Source organism: Ruegeria sp. YTSC230, assembly GCF_059609665.1.
This window is the reverse complement of record NZ_JBXWMC010000008.1, coordinates 1-16,193: the sequence shown is the minus strand read 5'-3', so window position 1 is coordinate 16,193 and position 16,193 is coordinate 1. Positions and strand designations below refer to the sequence as shown.

Genomic DNA, 16,193 nt, shown 5'->3' with positions numbered 1-16,193 from the left:
GGTGTTCGCTGACCGCGTCGTTTTCAATTGAGGACGGAGTCTCGGATACCGAAGCTGGAGGAGTGTCGCGGGTTCTTGCAGGTCCGAAAGGCCCCCTATTCTGATCGTAAAGCACCTAACTGAGACATGGCACCGTCCCACAGATGGGGGACGAGCATCAGGTTCGGGGTTTGCGGCTCAGCAATCCGTATTTCATGGCGCAGGATCGGAATGAACGACGTTTGCGTCTTTCTGATTTCACTGCGCGCGTGGACTGTGCGCCGCCTTGCCGATTGAATTCGAACACATCAATCACCCTCTCGGCACAGCCGCAGGCTTCACCCATGCCAACTTTGGCAAAGTAGAACTTCTCGAAACTTTCCGGGTTTTTCATGACAAATCTCCTGACACGATTGAACCCGTTTCGGGGTAAAATACCAAATCACATTCGGGATGGTCGCTGAAAACGTCATCGCGACCGAGTGTTTCCAAAATACAAGTCCTCAGAATTCATGGCCGCGAATTCGTTGTTTTAGTTTTTCGTAAACAAAGACTGGGTTACGATCTGTCAAACGCATTGCGCGTCGATAACGATGTGCTTGGCAGTCGACAAAAACCGACAGGCGAACCCGCGATTGAAAAGACTTGTTGCGTACACATCGTTTTTGATCTGGAGTTTCGCCCAGCCTGCCACCGCGCAAAACCTTGATCCAGACGCCTCTGAAGCCGCCGCCCGCGCCGCGCTTGCGGTGCTGAGCGTCGCGGCCACACCGAACGAAACACTATCGTCCCTGTCCTTTCTGAGCGCATCTGGTGACGCGAGAAATCTGCGGTCCACGCAGCTGCGCGGCGGATTCAAACCGTTGGGCAATGGCCTTTATCTGGAAGGACAGTTTGCCTATCAGAACTATAACCCGCTGGTGATTTTTCCCGAGATTGGGTCTGATACCGAGCTGGATGTTACATGGTCAAGCATCGCCGCGACCCTTGGCATCGGGTGGGAGCTTCCGCTTACCAATAACTGGTATATCCGGCCAGTTGCGCATCTGTCGCTTGGCCATGTCACCACGGATGCGGTGTTTTCCAATTTTCCGCTGTTTCCGTCCCGTTCGAACGGGGCAGGCGCAGTGGACGGTAACCTTAACGCCTTTGGTGTCGGGGCGTCCCTGAGCGTCTTTCGCGAGGCACAATTCGGCCGTTGGGAGGCCGAGTACAGGTTACGTCAGACGTTTTTAGAGTTCTATCCGATAAACGAACCGCAAGCGGGGGATGCCCGCGCAAATTCGAACCAGACGACGTTGTTTTCGCGCTACCGTTATCCACTTGATAAGGTCAAGCTGCTGGGCCGTCCGTCCAAGTTGGTTTTGGATGGGGGCGTTGTGCTTTACCACGGCGACAGCGCGATGGTGTTGGATACGGATTGGCTGGCGACGGTCGGTGTCGGAATTGAGGTCGATACCACAAAGATTGGGCTGCCCGCCGTCGAGGGCGCGCGCGTCATGCTGAACGGCGTTATCGCCGATTCATTTTCCGGGTTTTCAGTTGGGTTTGGGGTGCGGTTCTGAACCAGCCACCAAAGGAAAAGGGCGCAGAAAACCTGCGCCCTTCATACTGCTCTGGTTTTTGCCTGGATTATTTCCAGCCGGCTTCGTTAAAGATCTTTTGTGCTGTCGGCAGGTTTTCGGCGACGTCGGACAGGACGACCTCATCCGCTTTGAACTCACCCAGCGATTTCACCGAGTCCGCCAGTGCGACGCCTTCAACCGCGGGGAATTCGTCATTCCCGGCGGAAAAATATTGCTGGGCGCTGTCGCTTGCCAAATATTCGAGGAAGAGAACGGCATTCTCTTTGTTCGGTGCATTTGCGGCAACACCTGCACCGGACAGGTTCATATGCGCGCCATAGCTGTCCTGGTTCGGGAAGACCCAACCGATTGCGTCGATATCGGCCGAAACACCTTTGACATCTTTGCGGATTGCACGGGCAAAGTAATAGGTGTTTGAAACCGCGATGTCGCATTCGCCGGATACGATACCCCGCAGCTGATCGGTGTCACCGCCCTGTGGTTCACGGGCCATGTTGGCCACGATGCCTTCGGCCCATGCCTTGGCGGCCTCTGGGCCTTCATGGGTGACGATCGAAGCCAACAGGGTCTGGTTATACGTATTGCTGGACGACCGGATGCAGACCTGACCCTTGTATTCGGGCTTGGCAAGATCGGCATATGTCGCCGGCGGGTTGGCGACGTTTTCCTTGTCGAAGAAAATAATGCGGCCACGCTGCGAGAAGCCGAACCATTCATTGTCGCTATCCTGAAGGTTGTTCGGGATGCGCTCTTCCAGAACGGCGCTTTCGATCGGTTGCAAAATGCCTGCATTCTTGGCCCGTGAAAGGCGCGAGGTGTCGACGGTCAGCAAAATGTCCGCGGGCGAGTTCGCGCCTTCGGCTTCCATCCGCGCGATCAGCTCATCGGCTTTGCCTTCGATGCGGTTGATGGTGATGCCGGTGGCCTTTTCGAAATCACTGTACAGGTTTTCGTCGGTGTCATAGTGGCGCGAGGAATAGAGGTTCAACTCACCCTCAGCAGCGGCAGAAGTGGCGATCATGGCCGACAATGCGGCGGCGAAGCAGGTAGAGGATTTGAGCATCATAACTCCCAACATTGAAATGTGCGGCGTAGTAATCCGACTGAAATTGTCAATTAAACGATTCCCAAGGGGATGCAAGGAAATCCGACAAAATTAGTTGGTCAACTGGTCGCTGTTTTGTTCCGCGTATTTTCAGGTTGCCCTGATGTGGCATCATATCTATTGACAAAATGTAATAACATAACGATAGTTTGTACGCCGTATCAGAGGTTTTTCGCCCAAATGATGCGCCTTTTCACCTGAGTCCTTCAAATAGGTAGACACCCAATGACCGACACCCGCCTTCCCGTAACTGTTCTGTCCGGATTTCTTGGCGCAGGCAAAACGACATTGTTGAACCGCGTTCTGAACAACCGGGACGGCCGTCGCGTTGCCGTGATCGTCAACGATATGTCCGAAGTGAACATCGACGCTGACTTGGTGCGCGCCGACACTGAACTATCCCGCACGGATGAGACGCTGGTTGAGATGTCAAATGGCTGCATCTGCTGTACCCTTCGCGACGATCTGCTGGACGAAGTTCGGCGATTGGCCGGCGAAGGTCGCTTTGACTATCTGCTAATCGAGTCCACCGGGATTTCTGAGCCATTGCCTGTCGCCGCGACGTTTGATTTCCGGGATGAGGCCGGCGCAAGCCTGTCGGATGTCTCGCGCTTGGACACAATGGTCACGGTGGTCGATGCGGTTAACCTGTTGGAAGACTTCTCTAGCCACGATTTTCTGGCCGATCGCGGAGAAACGCTCGGTGAAGAGGATGAACGCACGCTGGTCCATCTGCTGACCGATCAGATCGAATTTGCTGACGTGGTTATTCTCAACAAGATCGCGGATGCCGGAGCAGAAAGAGTAGACGCCGCGCGGAAAATCATTCGAAGCTTGAACGCTGACGCAAGGATTATCGAAACGAACCACTCGGACGTGGCAGCCGATGAAATCCTGGATACCGGCCTGTTCGATTTCGAAAAGGCGCATGAACATCCGATGTGGGCCAAAGAACTGCATGGTTTCGCGGATCATGTGCCCGAAACTGAAGAGTATGGTGTTACCAGCTATGTATACCGCGCGCGACAACCCTTTGTGCCAGAGAAAATTCTGACGATCCTGAATGGCGATCTGCCGGGCGTCATCCGTGCAAAGGGGCATTTCTGGATCGCGACGCGCCCCGATTGGGTTGCCGAATTCTCATTGGCCGGTGCGCTGTCCTCGGTACAGCCACTTGGTACCTGGTGGGCGACAGTACCCGAAGAACGCAGACCAGATCACGAAAGCGCGCGGGCATATATCCAAGCGCATTGGCAAGAGCCTTGGGGCGACCGCCGGCAAGAGATCGTTTTCATTGGCAGCGGAATAGATTGGTCCGTGCTCAAAGCCCGGCTGGATTCGGCGTTGGTTCCGGCCGCAGCCACGGGACGCCTAGAAGATCTTCCCGATCTGCCCGACCCATTCCCAGTTTGGCGTCGGTCAGAGGCTGCAGCATGAATTTGGTGCGTGAAGTCGTCAAAGATGCCGCAATAGGTGTCGGCATAGCAGAAACGCCCGAGGACTTGTCGGTCATTCACAACCCCGGTTGCGCCGCAGCTATTTGGCGGCGCGACCCCTTGCCAGGCTTTCAGAGCTGGATCAACAAGTTGGATCCCGCACGCCTGCCCAAAGCGCGCGTGATCCTGCGCCCCGAGACAGTGCGCAGCGCGATGGTTGAGCTGGGCGAGGCGCATGGTACGCCCGAAGGTCCGGAACGTGACTTATTGGTGGATGATGTTGCCGCGATGGCAACCTTGTTTGCTGGTCTTATGGAATCAAAATGGCTTCGCCTGCGTTTGGATGTGGTAAACACAAATGCCTGCCGCAGGTTTCACATCGAAGCAGTCACGTCGCGTTTGGTCTGCACCTATCGAGGGACTGGAACGCAATACGGTATCTCAATCGATGGCAACGAGCCGAAACGTGTTTTCACCGTACCAACGGGCGCGCCGATACTGTTGCGCGGAACGCTTTGGCCGGAAAGTCCGAAGTCCGGGCTTTTGCATCGTTCGCCACCAATCGAGGGAACAGGTGAAACACGGCTGGTGCTTGTTCTTGATCCTGTGGCGGACCCGGATAATGAACCCGACCATCTGTTCGCCCACTGATTTACGGGTTTGCCTTTGACCGTTCCGGTCTTTTTTGCGCATCAATCGTTCGAACAAAAAAAACCGCGCTGAGAAGCGCGGTTTTTCTTTAACGGTATGTGCAGTTCTTAGCCCTGGCGAGCTTTGAACTTGCGCTGCGTCTTGTTGATCACGTAGACGCGGCCTTTGCGACGCACAACACGGCAATCACGGTGCCGGTTCTTGAGCGAGCGGAGCGAGTTCTTGACCTTCATGGGTCTGTCTCCAATCTGCGGCGCCTTCATCAAGGACGTGGCCAGCGCCTGGGTTTGCGGGTGTCCCGGGTCAGACCCGAAACAGTGAATAGATGGTGGGCGGTACAAGGATCGAACTTGTGACCCCTTCGATGTCAACGAAGTGCTCTACCGCTGAGCTAACCGCCCACTTAACCTTTGCGGTGCCCTGCCCCATAACGAAATGGGGCGCGGAACCCCGCGCCGGTAGCGGGGTCTATAAAAGGAGTCGCAAAGGGGTTCAAGGGGTTTGGTAGAACTATTTTCCGGTCTATGTTCAATGCGAACAAGGAGTCACCATGAAGAACGCTGCTTACGTATTGGATATGCCCGTCAAGCGCACGTCTTGCGTTGTTTTTTCTTCTCCTCACAGTGGCCGGAACTACCCTGAAGCGATGCTGAACCGGACGGTTCTGAGCCAGAATGTGATTCGATCTTCGGAAGATGCATTCGTGGATCAGTTGTTTTCCGCAGCGACTGACCATGGTGCGCCCCTAATATCCGCAACAAAATCAAGAGCCTATCTGGATCTTAACCGCAGTGCTGAGGAGCTGGACCCGGCTTTGATCCAGGGCGCGCGCCGCCACGGCCATAACCCGCGTGTCGCTTCGGGGCTGGGCGTGATTCCCAGGGTCGTCGCCAATGGGCGCGCAATCTATCGCGGGAAGCTGACGATGGATGAGGCGCGTTTGCGCATCGACACCTGCTGGCGTCCTTATCATGCGCGTCTCAAGTCGCTGCTGGCCGAATCGCACACCGCTTTTGGTCAGGCCATTTTGATTGATTGCCATTCGATGCCGCATGAAGCGGTTTCGATGGCCAGTACGACCACGTCCCAGCGCCCGCAGATCGTGTTGGGTGACAGATTTGGCGCTTCGGCTTCGACCGAGATTGTGGACCGGATCGAATCCGCGTTTGCCTCGGCGGGTCTGATCGTGGCGCGCAACGCGCCCTTCGCCGGCGCATACGTTACGCAGACCTACGGGCGGCCAGGGCGCAATCAGCACGCTATCCAGATTGAGATCGACCGATCTCTGTATATGGATGAGGTCAAAATCGCGCCGAACGGCAATTTCGCAGCGTTTCAGGACATGTTGCGGCAGGTCATACGGGAAATCTCGGGTATTGGCCGCGATCCGTTGCGTCTGGCCGCCGAGTAACCTCAGCGCAAAGCCCGGCCTTTGACAATCGCATCCGTTCCGAATCTGCGCCGGATTTCATCCGTTGCGCGTTCCGCCTGAGACCGCCTTGACGCGTCGGGATCCAAAAGGTCTCCCGAGATGTCCGCCTGATCTTCGGGGCACAGATCGGATATTCCGCAACCCAACAGACGATATGGCCCTTTGTCGCCGACCTGATCGAATAGCCCACGTGCGGTGCGGTAGATGCGGTCCGCGATCTGCGTGGCGTCCCGCAACGAGACACGTCGGGTGATGATCTTGTGGTTTGCTTGTTTGAGTTTCAGGGTTACGACCCGTCCGGCCAGCCCTTTGGCTTTGGCGCGATCCGCAACTTTTTCGGACATGCGCCACAGATGCCCGTCAAGGATGTCCAGGCTGGCTGTATCCTCGAAAAACGTGGTTTCGTTGCTGATCGACTTCATTGGCTCGTGCGAAGACACGCGCCGTTTGTCCTGACCGCGCGCCAGATGCCATAGCCGATACCCCATAGATCCGAAGCGGGCTGTCAGTGCCTCCTGATCCCAGCGTAATAGATCCGAGAAGGCGCGGATGCCGGCACGATCCAGCGATTCCTGTGCCGCCGGGCCGATACCCCAGATCAGGCGCACCGGTTTGTCATACAGAAACTCGGCGGTCTCAGCTTCTCCAATAACTGAAAACCCACGCGGCTTGTCCAGATCTGAGGCGACTTTGGCTAGAAACTTGTTGTGCGACAGACCGATCGAGCCTGTTACACCCAGTTCGTCCTTCATCCGCTTAACCAACCTTGCCAGCATGGCCGCAGGTGGCGCGCCATGCAGTCGCTGCGTACCGGACAGATCCATGAATGCTTCGTCCAGTGACAGCGGTTCGATCACGGGAGTCAATTCGTCCATCATGGCTCTGATTTGGCGTGACACCTCGGCGTAGACCGACATGCGAGGCTTGATGACAACGGCGTCCGGGCACAGTTGCAAGGCTTTGAACATTGGCATCGCAGAGCGGACGCCGCGAATACGCGCCACATAACAAGCGGTCGAGACAACACCGCGTTTGCCGCCTCCGATGATCACCGGTTTGTCGGCCAGATCGGGATTGTCCCGCTTTTCAACCGAGGCATAGAATGCGTCGCAATCCATATGCGCGATGGACAGGTCGAACAGCTCGGGGTGTGTCTTGATCCGCGGGCTGCCGCAGGAAGGGCAGCGCGCTTCCTGTTCCAGAATCGAAAAGCAGTCGCGGCATAAAGCGGGCATTACATTTACATCTCAGTTTTATGCGCTTTGTCATATCAGGCGTTACTGGCTAAAATTTATCTGGTCGGGCAGCAAAGAGAAAGCGCTCATGCAATTCACGGGGGCGAAGGTCGCACTGTTTCTTGGATCGGACCTGTTGGTGATTCAACGGGACGACAAGAAGGACATTCCATTCCCGGGCTATTTCGACTTTCCCGGCGGTGGGCGCGAAGGGGCAGAAACGCCGCTGCAATGTGTCAGGCGCGAAACACTGGAAGAAGTCGGTCTGCATCTCGCCAAGGCTGATTTTGTCTGGTCGCGCATGTATGGGCAAAACTGGTTCTTCGCAGCACACCGGCCACCTAGCGACGTCAACCTGATTAGGTTTGGCGATGAGGGGCAGGGATGGTGTTTGATGTCGCCGGACATTTACCTTGAGAATGCATTGGCGGTGCCGAATTTCGCGATCCGCCTACGTGACTACTTGGTCCAAGTTAGGCCGTCTTTTGACATGTGAGGTTTTCAGAAGAAGACCCCCCGCGATTGGCGGGGGGAGGTGACGGACCTCAGGAAGAGATGGTCCGCGGGGAGTATCACGTCCCCAGAATCGCGCAAATTCCGAGATTTAGATAGGATCCAGATCACACAACGAAAACTCGCATATTTCATGTGTGTTTTGGGGCACAGGGACGATTTGGCGCGGAATTGGCAAAAAGTGACGTGGGGTCAACTGCTTGAGTCGAAGAAACCGACAGAAATTGTCTGCGCGGACGCGGCCACCCGGCATCAAGCCCTAAAAAGTTTTAGCCTGCAAGGCGTCGAGAATTAAGCCCTGTTCGGTGCTTTTGCCTGCGGTGAGGACAATTCGGCTAGGATTGCCTCGGCAGCAGCTTTAGGGTCGTCGGCCTGATAGACGGGTCGGCCCACGACGATGTGGTCCACGCCATCTGCGACGGCATTTGCGGGTGTTGCAACGCGTTTCTGATCGCCAAGCGCGGCACCTGCGGGGCGGACGCCAGGGGTCACGATCAGGCGACCTTCGGCCTGGGGCAGGGCACGGATCAGCGCGGCTTCTTGCGGGCTGGCGATCACGCCGTCGGCACCAGCCTCAAGCGCGCGTGCAGCGCGTTCGACCACCAGATCCTGCACGTCGCCCTTTTTCAGAAGGCTGGCATCCAGGTCGTCGCGGTTCAGCGAGGTCAGGATGGTAACGGCTAGAATTTTGAGGTCTTTGCCAGCGGCCCCTTCTTTCGCGGCCCGAACCACATGCGGATCACCATGCACTGTCAGGAAATCCAGATCGAATTGCGCCAACCCGCGAACGGCGTTTTCGACGGTGTTGCCGATATCGAACAGCTTCATGTCTAGAAAGATGCGCTTGCCGTGTTCCTGTTTCAGTTCATTGGCCAATGCCAGCCCGCCACCGGTCAGCATGCCCAGCCCGATCTTGTAGAAGGAAACGCTGTCGCCCAGTTGTTCGGCCATGGCCAGCCCCTGCAGAGCGTTGGGAACATCTAGGGCTACGATCAGGCGATCATCGGACATGGGGCAGGCTCCTTTTTGGCAAACGTCTGCGTCCTAGCGGTTTCGGGCGGCTGTGTCCATGCAGGGCGCGCGGGTGATCGAGATCACGCAGCTTTGGACCAACTGTGATATGGTGCCCACCATCCACAAGAATTTTCGATGGGGGAACTATGAAACAGGTTTTTGGAGTTGGGATTATTCTGATCTTGGTGGGATGTCAGGATATGCCACTAGAAAATGAGGCGGCAGATACGGTCATCAAATCTCCGACCAATGAAAATTTGCGGTTGGTGGGGGGGTACCGTTCGACCGACGATGACTGCCAATTGACGGGTGAGACGTCGTTTACGGTCAATTTTCTGGATGATGCAGCAGACCTTGTTTCCTGCCCGACGGGCAGCGACGCCGCGGAATCGCTGGTGGACATGTACGCCGCGCGCGAGGTTGCGCAGACCGGAGGCTACACCGTCTATTCCATACCTCGACGATAAGTCTGAAATTGCGCGCCAGCCTCTTGAATGAACAAAGATATTTCCCAGATTGAATGTGAGGCCCAGACCGACGCGTGCCGCCAAGCGGGCGCATCACATTCAGGGCGCTTAGGAAAAGGAGAATACTATGGACTTGAACAAGTTCACCGAGCGGGCACGGGGATTCGTGCAGGCGGCGCAGACGATTGCGCTGCGCGAGGGGCACCAGCGACTGATGCCCGAACATCTTTTGAAAGCATTGATGGATGACGATCAGGGGCTGGCCAGCAACCTGATCACACGCGCCGGCGGCGCGCCGACCCGCGTGGTCGAAGCGCTGGACGCCGCGCTGTCTAAGATTCCGAAGGTCAGCGGTGATGCGAGCCAGATTTACATGGATGGCCAGACTGCCAAGGTTTTTGCAGAAGCCGAGAAAATCGCGACCAAAGCAGGCGACAGCTTTGTGCCGGTCGAACGCGTTCTGATGGCCCTGTGCATGGTGAAATCCAAGGCCAAAGAGGCGTTGGAAGCCGGTGCCGTATCTGCTCAAAAGCTGAATGAAGCGATCAATGACATCCGCAAGGGTCGCACGGCTGACACCGCATCGGCGGAAGAAGGCTATGACGCGCTCAAGAAATACGCGCGTGACCTGACCGAAGCCGCAGCTGAGGGCAAGATCGATCCGATCATCGGGCGCGATGAAGAAATCCGCCGCTCGATGCAGGTTCTGTCGCGTCGCACCAAGAACAACCCGGTTCTGATCGGGGAGCCCGGCGTGGGTAAAACCGCGATTGCCGAGGGCATGGCCCTGCGCATCATCAACGGTGACGTGCCGGAGTCGTTGAAAGATAAAAAGCTGCTTGCGCTCGATATGGGTGCGCTGATCGCCGGTGCGAAATATCGCGGTGAGTTCGAAGAACGCCTCAAGGCCGTTCTGACCGAGGTCACCGAGGCCGCCGGTGAAATCATCCTGTTCATCGACGAGATGCACACGCTGGTCGGTGCCGGGAAATCCGATGGCGCGATGGACGCCGCCAACTTGATCAAGCCTGCGCTTGCCCGGGGTGAGTTGCACTGTATCGGTGCGACCACGCTGGATGAGTATCGCAAGTACGTGGAAAAAGACGCGGCCCTTGCGCGCCGGTTCCAGCCGGTTGTGGTACAGGAGCCGACTGTCGAGGACACGATCAGCATCCTGCGCGGCATCAAGGAAAAGTACGAGCTACACCACGGTGTGCGCATCTCAGACTCGGCTTTGGTATCTGCGGCGACCTTGTCGCATCGCTACATCACTGATCGCTTTCTGCCCGACAAGGCCATCGACTTGGTCGATGAAGCGTCGGCTCGCTTGCGGATGGAAGTGGACAGCAAGCCAGAGGAACTCGATCAACTGGATCGCCAGATTCTGCAGATGCAGATCGAGGAACAGGCGCTGAAGCTCGAAGATGATGCGGCCTCCAAGGACCGTCTGGAAACCTTGCAAAAGGATCTGGCCGATCTGCAGGAGAAATCTGCCGAGATGACCGCCCAGTGGCAGGCTGAACGCGACAAGCTTGCTGGCGCGCGCGATCTGAAAGAGCAGCTCGACAAGGCGCGCGCTGATCTCGAGATTGCCAAGCGTGAAGGCAACCTCGCCAAAGCGGGTGAGCTGTCTTACGGCGTCATCCCAGAGCTTGAGAAAAAGCTGACCGAGGCCGAAAATGCCGAAAGCAGCCAGATGATGGCTGAAGAAACGGTGCGTCCGGAACAGATCGCTTCGGTGGTTGAACGCTGGACTGGTATCCCAACCTCGAAGATGCTGGAAGGCGAGCGCGAGAAGCTGCTGCGGATGGAAGACGATCTGCATTCCCGCGTGATCGGTCAGGATGCGGCGGTCACTGCTGTGGCCAATGCTGTACGTCGTGCGCGTGCGGGCCTGAACGACGAAGGCCGCCCGCTGGGCTCGTTCCTGTTCCTCGGGCCCACGGGTGTAGGTAAGACCGAGCTGACGAAAGCCGTGGCGAACTTCCTGTTCGACGACGACAACGCGATGGTGCGTATCGATATGTCCGAGTTCATGGAGAAACACGCGGTTGCCCGTCTGATCGGCGCCCCTCCGGGCTATGTCGGCTATGACGAAGGCGGCGTGCTGACCGAAGCCGTGCGGCGCAGGCCCTATCAGGTCGTGCTGTTCGATGAGGTCGAAAAGGCGCACCCGGATGTGTTCAACGTGCTGTTGCAGGTTCTGGATGATGGCGTTCTGACCGATGGTCAGGGCCGTACCGTGGACTTCAAGCAGACGTTGATCATCCTGACGTCGAACCTCGGCTCTCAGGCGCTGAGCCAGTTGCCCGAAGGTGCGGACAGCGCGCAAGCCAAGCGTGATGTGATGGACGCGGTCCGGGCGCATTTCCGGCCCGAGTTCCTGAACCGTCTGGACGAGACGATCATCTTTGACCGGCTTAAGCGGGAAGACATGGATGGCATTGTCGATATTCAGATGGCGCGTTTGCAGAAACGCTTGGCCGCCCGCAAGATCGAGCTGGTCTTGGATGGCGCCGCCAAGGAATGGCTTGCCGACGAGGGCTATGACCCGGTCTTCGGTGCCCGTCCGCTCAAGCGGGTGATCCAGCGTGCCTTGCAAAACCCGCTGGCCGAGGCGTTGCTTGCTGGTGAGATCAAGGACGGAGAAACCGTCCCTGTAACCGCCGGGCCCGATGGCCTGATCATTGGCGATCGGCTGGGCACGTCCGAGCGTCCGCGTCCAGATGATGCCGTGGTGCACTAAACCGAACAAAGGCCCGCTTAATTGGCGGGCCTTTTTTTATTTGCGATTGTAGCCCTAAAACTATGCTGTTCAGGCAGGTCGCAACCGAACCAGAGAAAATGAGGAGGCGTCCAGAGCGTTCATCGGAAAATCCATTGTCTCTGGACCCAACCCCAGCTCGGCCAAATAGCTTTCGGTCCCTTTGCGCCCAAATATGTGCTCAAGCACAGAAAACCCTTGTTGGGTCGCGTAGGTGCCAACCTCATCAGGCGAGATGTTGAAACGAAATGGTTCACCGACCCCGGCCACGGCCTTCCCAATACTATCGACTTCTTGTTGTGCCTGCGACGCTGCAGCGGTCGAAGCGTAGGTCGTCAGAAATCGCGTTTCCTTCGCGCCATTTGACCGGATCATTGCGTAAACGTCCGCAACTTCGGGCGGCGCCACATATTCCAGCGAAACCTCGGCAATAAAGACTGTGCCCATTTCGTGGTCGTAGCCGAGGGACTGCAACTTTTCGAGAGTTGCCTCACGGGAGAAATCAACTGCGGTGTATTGAACGTTCGGCGGTACGCCAAAATTGGCACTGACCAACGACCGCTTGGCTTCGATGGTTTCGGGGCGGTCGACCTCGAAAACCGGAATGTGGCTGTGACCGTTGGACAGCCTCAGGCCAAGCGTATCGAGGCCCGCGCCAAGCACAACGATCTGACGTGCACCATTCTTGATCGCAGTAAGCGCGCGGCTTTGCATGAACGTCTTGCGCCACAGGACCGACGCGACAAGGCGACGAGCCACCGAGCGATCATCGGCGAATTTAAGCACGGCGTCCCAATCGGTTGCCTGGTCCAGGACCTCGGGCCCTTCCACTGACCCGTTTCGAAATAGCTGTTCGGCAAATGGGTCGTAGAATACGCGTCGGTATGTCGGGTTACGGTTTACCAATGCGCAAAAGGCGCAAACCCCAAGGGCGGTGCGGCTTAGTCCGGGAATTGAGCTTTGCGGAACATAAAACATATGAAACTCACCGTGGTTGCATTCACAGGAACAGAGTTTGAATACCCTGACAACCAGCAGAGTTCAGATCACCCCGTCAATGTAGCCGGCTTTCGGGAAATTGAGCCCGCCAGGCAGGCGGGCCACTTCATTAAATCATCGCGAAAATACGCGCAGGTCCTCCGGTGCCACCGGCGTGTTTCGGGGCACCAATCACAATCGTCGCGCCAGCGGCCGGCACACGATCCAAGCCTGCGATATTCTCAATTCCGAAACGGCCCGTGGGCAGCCATGCATAGTGAGTTGCGAAGTCGGTTGAGATGCCGTGGTCGAGGGACAGCGTGTCTGATGCAATAGAGCGCGCGCCGGTCTCTTCGATCAACATCATTGCGGCTTCGGGGTGGAAGCCGGGGTAATGTTGTGCCTGACCGTCGAAACCGCGATAGGCGTCGCTGTCGGCTTTGGCGGCCCAACCGGAATACAAGGCCACGCAAGCGCCATCAGGAATATCGCCGTTGGCAGACATCCACGCCTTCAGATCATCCGGGGTTAGCAGCGTATCAGCATCCTCGGCGGCCCGGGCCGCGATGTCGACGACGCATAGCGGCGCGACAAGATCAGAGACCGGGATTTCATCCACCGAGGCACCGTCCGCCGAAAAGTGCAGTGGCGCGTCGATATGGGTGCCCGTGTGTTCATTGACCGTCAGGCGCTGCAGGTTAAAGCCGTGTTCGCCGAAATTGAAAACCTGTTCGGAGGCATATCCCGGCTCACCAAAAAAAGTTGGGAAATCGGCGCTGAGCGTGTGGGTCATGTCCTCAACCTTGCCCACACCAGCGGCCAGGGCAATTGGTGCACTGGCTCCAGTGGCGGCAACGGCCACACCAGTGGCGGCGGCGGCTTTGAAGAACCCTCTTCTAGACAGCATACGGTCTTTGACCGCGTTCATCACGCAGATGTCACACATTCGTCTTCTCCCTTTAGTCTTGCCCGACAATCGGGTGGACAGCGGATCTAAGGGCCTGTTGGCCAATCCTGGCAACAAGACTGCAAGTTGCGTGAAGCAGTTGTAAAGATTGAAGGTCCGGGTATTCCGCCTGAATTGGGCGTTGCGAGTTCAACTTGGCGTGACAGGTGCTAACGGTTTTGGCGCAATTCGCCCTCGGGGATGTCTGATGTGATTTGGTATGGACTTAGCGTGAATCGTTACAGTCTCGTCTCCCAATCGTGACGCATGTTGCCTTGGTGGTGTGGTATCAGCGGATTATCTGGAATCTCAGGCTAGCTTACCAAGGAGACTTAAATGGCGCATCGCTGGACCAATACACTGACACATGCCGACGTCACGCCACAGGCGGCGTTTTTGAATCGGCGGCAGGTGATGGCCGGCCTGGCGGGTGTAGGATTGGCGGGGCTGGCCAGACCGGCAGCGGCGCAGGAAGCACTTGAACCCAACACCTGGGAAGAGATCACCTCGTACAATAACTACTACGAATTCGGGACCCGCAAGGAAGATCCCGCAAGATATGCGCATACCCTGGTGACCGAACCCTGGAGCGTCACGATCGACGGTCTGGTCGACAAGCCGGGTGAATATGACTTCAAGGACATCATGTCCGAAATGACGGTCGAAGAGCGTATCTACAGATTCCGCTGTGTCGAGGCCTGGTCGATGGTCGTCCCGTGGAATGGCTTTGAACTGGCGGACCTTCTGAATATGGCTGGCGTACAAGAAGGTGCCAAGTATGTGGCCTTTGAAACGGCATACCGACCCGATGAGATGCCGGGCGTTCAGTTCCCGATCCTCGAATGGCCATACCGGGAAGGCTTGCGCCTGGATGAGGCGATGCACCCGCTGACTATTATGGCGACTGGTATCTACGACAAACCTATCCCGAACCAAAATGGCGCGCCGATGCGTCTGGTGGTGCCGTGGAAGTACGGTTTCAAGTCTATCAAGTCTATTGTTCGCATCACCGTTTCGGATGTCGAGCCGCCCACCAGTTGGAACATGTCTGCCCCGCGCGAGTATGGCTTCTATAGTAACGTGAACCCCAACGTGGGTCATCCGCGCTGGTCGCAGGCCTCGGAACGTCAGATTGGCGGCGGTCTCTTTGCCAAGCGTATCCCGACGCTGATGTTCAACGGTTACGAAGAAGAGGTCAGCGGACTTTACGACGGTATGGATCTGAAGGAATTCTACTAAGACCATGCAGACGCTGAATCAGATATTGCGCCGCATTCCGGTGTGGCTGGTCTACTTCCTGGGGGCGCTTCCGGCGCCCTGGCTGTTTTACCAGGGGCTGACCGGCGGTCTGGGCGTGGATCCGATTGAGGCGTTGGAGCACCGGTACGGCGAACTCGCACTTCAGCTGTTGATCGTCGTGTTGGCAATATCGCCGCTGCGGCGGTTTTTTGGGCTGAACCTGCTCAAGTTCCGCCGGGCGCTGGGCGTGCTGACCTTTGCCTATGTCAGCCTGCATCTTTTGGTGTGGCTGGTGTTGGACGTGCAGCTTCCCAGCCAGATCTGGGCGGATATCTTGAAGCGTCCCTATATTACCGTCGGCATGGCAGCGTTTATCCTGATGATCCCGCTGGCGGTAACATCAAACAACCTGTCCCTGCGCAAATTGGGGGCCCGTTGGCGCATCCTGCAGCGGCTTGTCTTTCCCGCCGCGATTCTGGGCGGGCTGCACTATGTCATGCTTGCCAAGGGATTTCAGATCGAACCGCTGGTCTACCTGTCTCTGATCGTTAGCCTGATCATGCTGCGTATTCCGGTTTCCGGCCTGCTGACTCGGTTCCGCGCGGCCGATTCCGCCTGACTCGGTACCGAGTCTGTGGGTAACTCTGTCTAATACTCCAGATTCGCTGCCAGCCACTCTGTCGATCGCTTTGTTTGGAATGGTCGTCGCTTGGTAATATATTGTTTTTATGCAATAAATTAAGAAAATTCGGTTTTTTGTAAGTTTGTCTAATTTTCTGCTTGCGGACTTATGCGGTTATACTTAGAACCCCCTTCACCGGCGCTGCTGAGGCGGCGCTGACGGGTCG

Annotated in this window: 16 protein-coding genes and 1 tRNA gene; 9 read left to right on the top strand and 8 right to left on the bottom strand. The window is 56.9% G+C overall.

The window, feature by feature from the left end:
* Nucleotides 1–157 precede the first annotated feature (157 nt).
* On the bottom strand, nt 158–373 hold the full coding sequence (locus tag AC2FD9_RS16150; protein ID WP_496837831.1) for a hypothetical protein: 216 nt from the start codon (nt 371–373) through the stop codon (nt 158–160).
* A 241-nt stretch (nt 374–614) separates the two neighbouring features.
* On the opposite strand from AC2FD9_RS16150, the gene AC2FD9_RS16145 reads away from it, so the two are divergent.
* Nucleotides 615–1,544: an autotransporter domain-containing protein gene (locus tag AC2FD9_RS16145; RefSeq protein ID WP_496837829.1), complete on the top strand. Its 930-nt coding sequence runs from the start codon at nt 615–617 to the stop codon at nt 1,542–1,544.
* A 67-nt stretch (nt 1,545–1,611) separates the two neighbouring features.
* On the opposite strand, the gene AC2FD9_RS16140 is transcribed toward AC2FD9_RS16145, so the two are convergent.
* A complete protein-coding gene (locus tag AC2FD9_RS16140; RefSeq protein ID WP_496758241.1) occupies nt 1,612–2,628 on the bottom strand; it encodes a Fe(3+) ABC transporter substrate-binding protein in 1,017 nt (338 codons plus the stop codon).
* Nucleotides 2,629–2,895: 267 nt separating this feature from the next.
* On the opposite strand from AC2FD9_RS16140, the gene AC2FD9_RS16135 reads away from it, so the two are divergent.
* Nucleotides 2,896–4,107 carry a GTP-binding protein gene (locus AC2FD9_RS16135; protein ID WP_496837827.1) on the top strand — a complete coding sequence of 404 codons (1,212 nt, stop codon included), beginning with the start codon at nt 2,896–2,898 and terminating at the stop codon, nt 4,105–4,107.
* Nucleotides 4,104–4,757 (top strand): DUF1826 domain-containing protein, encoded by a 654-nt coding sequence (locus tag AC2FD9_RS16130; RefSeq protein ID WP_282171016.1) that lies wholly within the window; start codon nt 4,104–4,106, stop codon nt 4,755–4,757. The genes AC2FD9_RS16135 and AC2FD9_RS16130 overlap by 4 nt, the downstream gene beginning before the upstream one ends.
* A 107-nt stretch (nt 4,758–4,864) precedes the next feature.
* Here the strand turns inward: AC2FD9_RS16130 and ykgO are convergent, their stop codons facing one another.
* Nucleotides 4,865–4,990 carry a type B 50S ribosomal protein L36 gene (gene ykgO / locus AC2FD9_RS16125; protein WP_005648635.1) on the bottom strand — a complete coding sequence of 42 codons (126 nt, stop codon included), beginning with the start codon at nt 4,988–4,990 and terminating at the stop codon, nt 4,865–4,867.
* Nucleotides 4,991–5,083: 93 nt separating this feature from the next.
* Nucleotides 5,084–5,158, bottom strand: a tRNA-Val gene (locus AC2FD9_RS16120).
* Between the two features lie 149 nt (nt 5,159–5,307).
* On the opposite strand from AC2FD9_RS16120, the gene AC2FD9_RS16115 reads away from it, so the two are divergent.
* Complete coding sequence (locus AC2FD9_RS16115; protein WP_496837825.1) at nt 5,308–6,168, top strand: N-formylglutamate amidohydrolase; 861 nt, start codon at nt 5,308–5,310, stop codon at nt 6,166–6,168.
* A gap of 2 nt (nt 6,169–6,170) precedes the next feature.
* Here AC2FD9_RS16115 and AC2FD9_RS16110 read toward each other — a convergent pair whose 3' ends face one another.
* Nucleotides 6,171–7,424 (bottom strand): DNA polymerase IV, encoded by a 1,254-nt coding sequence (locus tag AC2FD9_RS16110; RefSeq protein WP_282152744.1) that lies wholly within the window; start codon nt 7,422–7,424, stop codon nt 6,171–6,173.
* Between the two features lie 88 nt (nt 7,425–7,512).
* Between AC2FD9_RS16110 and AC2FD9_RS16105 the strand changes: the two genes are divergently transcribed.
* Nucleotides 7,513–7,920 (top strand): NUDIX domain-containing protein, encoded by a 408-nt coding sequence (locus tag AC2FD9_RS16105; protein ID WP_472722289.1) that lies wholly within the window; start codon nt 7,513–7,515, stop codon nt 7,918–7,920.
* 308 nt (nt 7,921–8,228) lie between these two features.
* Here the strand turns inward: AC2FD9_RS16105 and pyrF are convergent, their stop codons facing one another.
* Nucleotides 8,229–8,948 (bottom strand): orotidine-5'-phosphate decarboxylase, encoded by a 720-nt coding sequence (gene pyrF, locus AC2FD9_RS16100; protein WP_282121301.1) that lies wholly within the window; start codon nt 8,946–8,948, stop codon nt 8,229–8,231.
* A gap of 149 nt (nt 8,949–9,097) precedes the next feature.
* Between pyrF and AC2FD9_RS16095 the strand changes: the two genes are divergently transcribed.
* Both AC2FD9_RS16095 and clpB read left to right on the top strand, forming a co-directional pair.
* Nucleotides 9,098–9,418: a hypothetical protein gene (locus AC2FD9_RS16095; RefSeq protein ID WP_058278562.1), complete on the top strand. Its 321-nt coding sequence runs from the start codon at nt 9,098–9,100 to the stop codon at nt 9,416–9,418.
* A 127-nt stretch (nt 9,419–9,545) separates the two neighbouring features.
* Nucleotides 9,546–12,164 carry an ATP-dependent chaperone ClpB gene (clpB, locus tag AC2FD9_RS16090; protein ID WP_472722286.1) on the top strand — a complete coding sequence of 873 codons (2,619 nt, stop codon included), beginning with the start codon at nt 9,546–9,548 and terminating at the stop codon, nt 12,162–12,164.
* Nucleotides 12,165–12,233: 69 nt separating this feature from the next.
* On the opposite strand, the gene AC2FD9_RS16085 is transcribed toward clpB, so the two are convergent.
* Both AC2FD9_RS16085 and AC2FD9_RS16080 read right to left on the bottom strand, forming a co-directional pair.
* Entirely contained in the window at nt 12,234–13,160 is a 927-nt protein-coding gene (locus tag AC2FD9_RS16085; RefSeq protein ID WP_282171009.1) for a class I SAM-dependent methyltransferase, read from the bottom strand.
* Between the two features lie 130 nt (nt 13,161–13,290).
* Nucleotides 13,291–14,106, bottom strand: a complete 816-nt coding sequence (locus tag AC2FD9_RS16080) for a cyclase family protein (protein ID WP_058278565.1) — start codon at nt 14,104–14,106, stop codon at nt 13,291–13,293.
* A gap of 336 nt (nt 14,107–14,442) precedes the next feature.
* On the opposite strand from AC2FD9_RS16080, the gene msrP reads away from it, so the two are divergent.
* Both msrP and msrQ read left to right on the top strand, forming a co-directional pair.
* Nucleotides 14,443–15,345, top strand: coding sequence for a protein-methionine-sulfoxide reductase catalytic subunit MsrP (gene msrP, locus AC2FD9_RS16075; protein ID WP_496837822.1), 903 nt, complete (start codon nt 14,443–14,445; stop codon nt 15,343–15,345).
* Nucleotides 15,346–15,349: 4 nt separating this feature from the next.
* The gene (gene msrQ / locus AC2FD9_RS16070; protein ID WP_496837820.1) at nt 15,350–15,964 is read left to right on the top strand and encodes a protein-methionine-sulfoxide reductase heme-binding subunit MsrQ; all 615 of its coding nucleotides are present in this window, start codon (nt 15,350–15,352) and stop codon (nt 15,962–15,964) included.
* Nucleotides 15,965–16,193: the final 229 nt, after the last annotated feature.

What these genes read in the sequence shown, in the direction of transcription:
- AC2FD9_RS16105 (WP_472722289.1), top strand. Translation starts at nt 7,513, where the DNA reads ATGCAATTCACGGGGGCGAAGGTCGCACTGTTTCTTGGATCGGACCTG.
- AC2FD9_RS16150 (WP_496837831.1), bottom strand. Translation starts at nt 373, where the DNA reads ATGAAAAACCCGGAAAGTTTCGAGAAGTTCTACTTTGCCAAAGTTGGC.
- AC2FD9_RS16140 (WP_496758241.1), bottom strand. Translation starts at nt 2,628, where the DNA reads ATGCTCAAATCCTCTACCTGCTTCGCCGCCGCATTGTCGGCCATGATC.
- pyrF (WP_282121301.1), bottom strand. Translation starts at nt 8,948, where the DNA reads ATGTCCGATGATCGCCTGATCGTAGCCCTAGATGTTCCCAACGCTCTG.
- AC2FD9_RS16080 (WP_058278565.1), bottom strand. Translation starts at nt 14,106, where the DNA reads ATGTGTGACATCTGCGTGATGAACGCGGTCAAAGACCGTATGCTGTCT.
- AC2FD9_RS16085 (WP_282171009.1), bottom strand. Translation starts at nt 13,160, where the DNA reads ATGTTTTATGTTCCGCAAAGCTCAATTCCCGGACTAAGCCGCACCGCC.
- ykgO (WP_005648635.1), bottom strand. Translation starts at nt 4,990, where the DNA reads ATGAAGGTCAAGAACTCGCTCCGCTCGCTCAAGAACCGGCACCGTGAT.
- AC2FD9_RS16110 (WP_282152744.1), bottom strand. Translation starts at nt 7,424, where the DNA reads ATGCCCGCTTTATGCCGCGACTGCTTTTCGATTCTGGAACAGGAAGCG.
- AC2FD9_RS16095 (WP_058278562.1), top strand. Translation starts at nt 9,098, where the DNA reads ATGAAACAGGTTTTTGGAGTTGGGATTATTCTGATCTTGGTGGGATGT.
- msrQ (WP_496837820.1), top strand. Translation starts at nt 15,350, where the DNA reads ATGCAGACGCTGAATCAGATATTGCGCCGCATTCCGGTGTGGCTGGTC.
- AC2FD9_RS16135 (WP_496837827.1), top strand. Translation starts at nt 2,896, where the DNA reads ATGACCGACACCCGCCTTCCCGTAACTGTTCTGTCCGGATTTCTTGGC.
- clpB (WP_472722286.1), top strand. Translation starts at nt 9,546, where the DNA reads ATGGACTTGAACAAGTTCACCGAGCGGGCACGGGGATTCGTGCAGGCG.
- AC2FD9_RS16115 (WP_496837825.1), top strand. Translation starts at nt 5,308, where the DNA reads ATGAAGAACGCTGCTTACGTATTGGATATGCCCGTCAAGCGCACGTCT.
- msrP (WP_496837822.1), top strand. Translation starts at nt 14,443, where the DNA reads ATGGCGCATCGCTGGACCAATACACTGACACATGCCGACGTCACGCCA.
- AC2FD9_RS16130 (WP_282171016.1), top strand. Translation starts at nt 4,104, where the DNA reads ATGAATTTGGTGCGTGAAGTCGTCAAAGATGCCGCAATAGGTGTCGGC.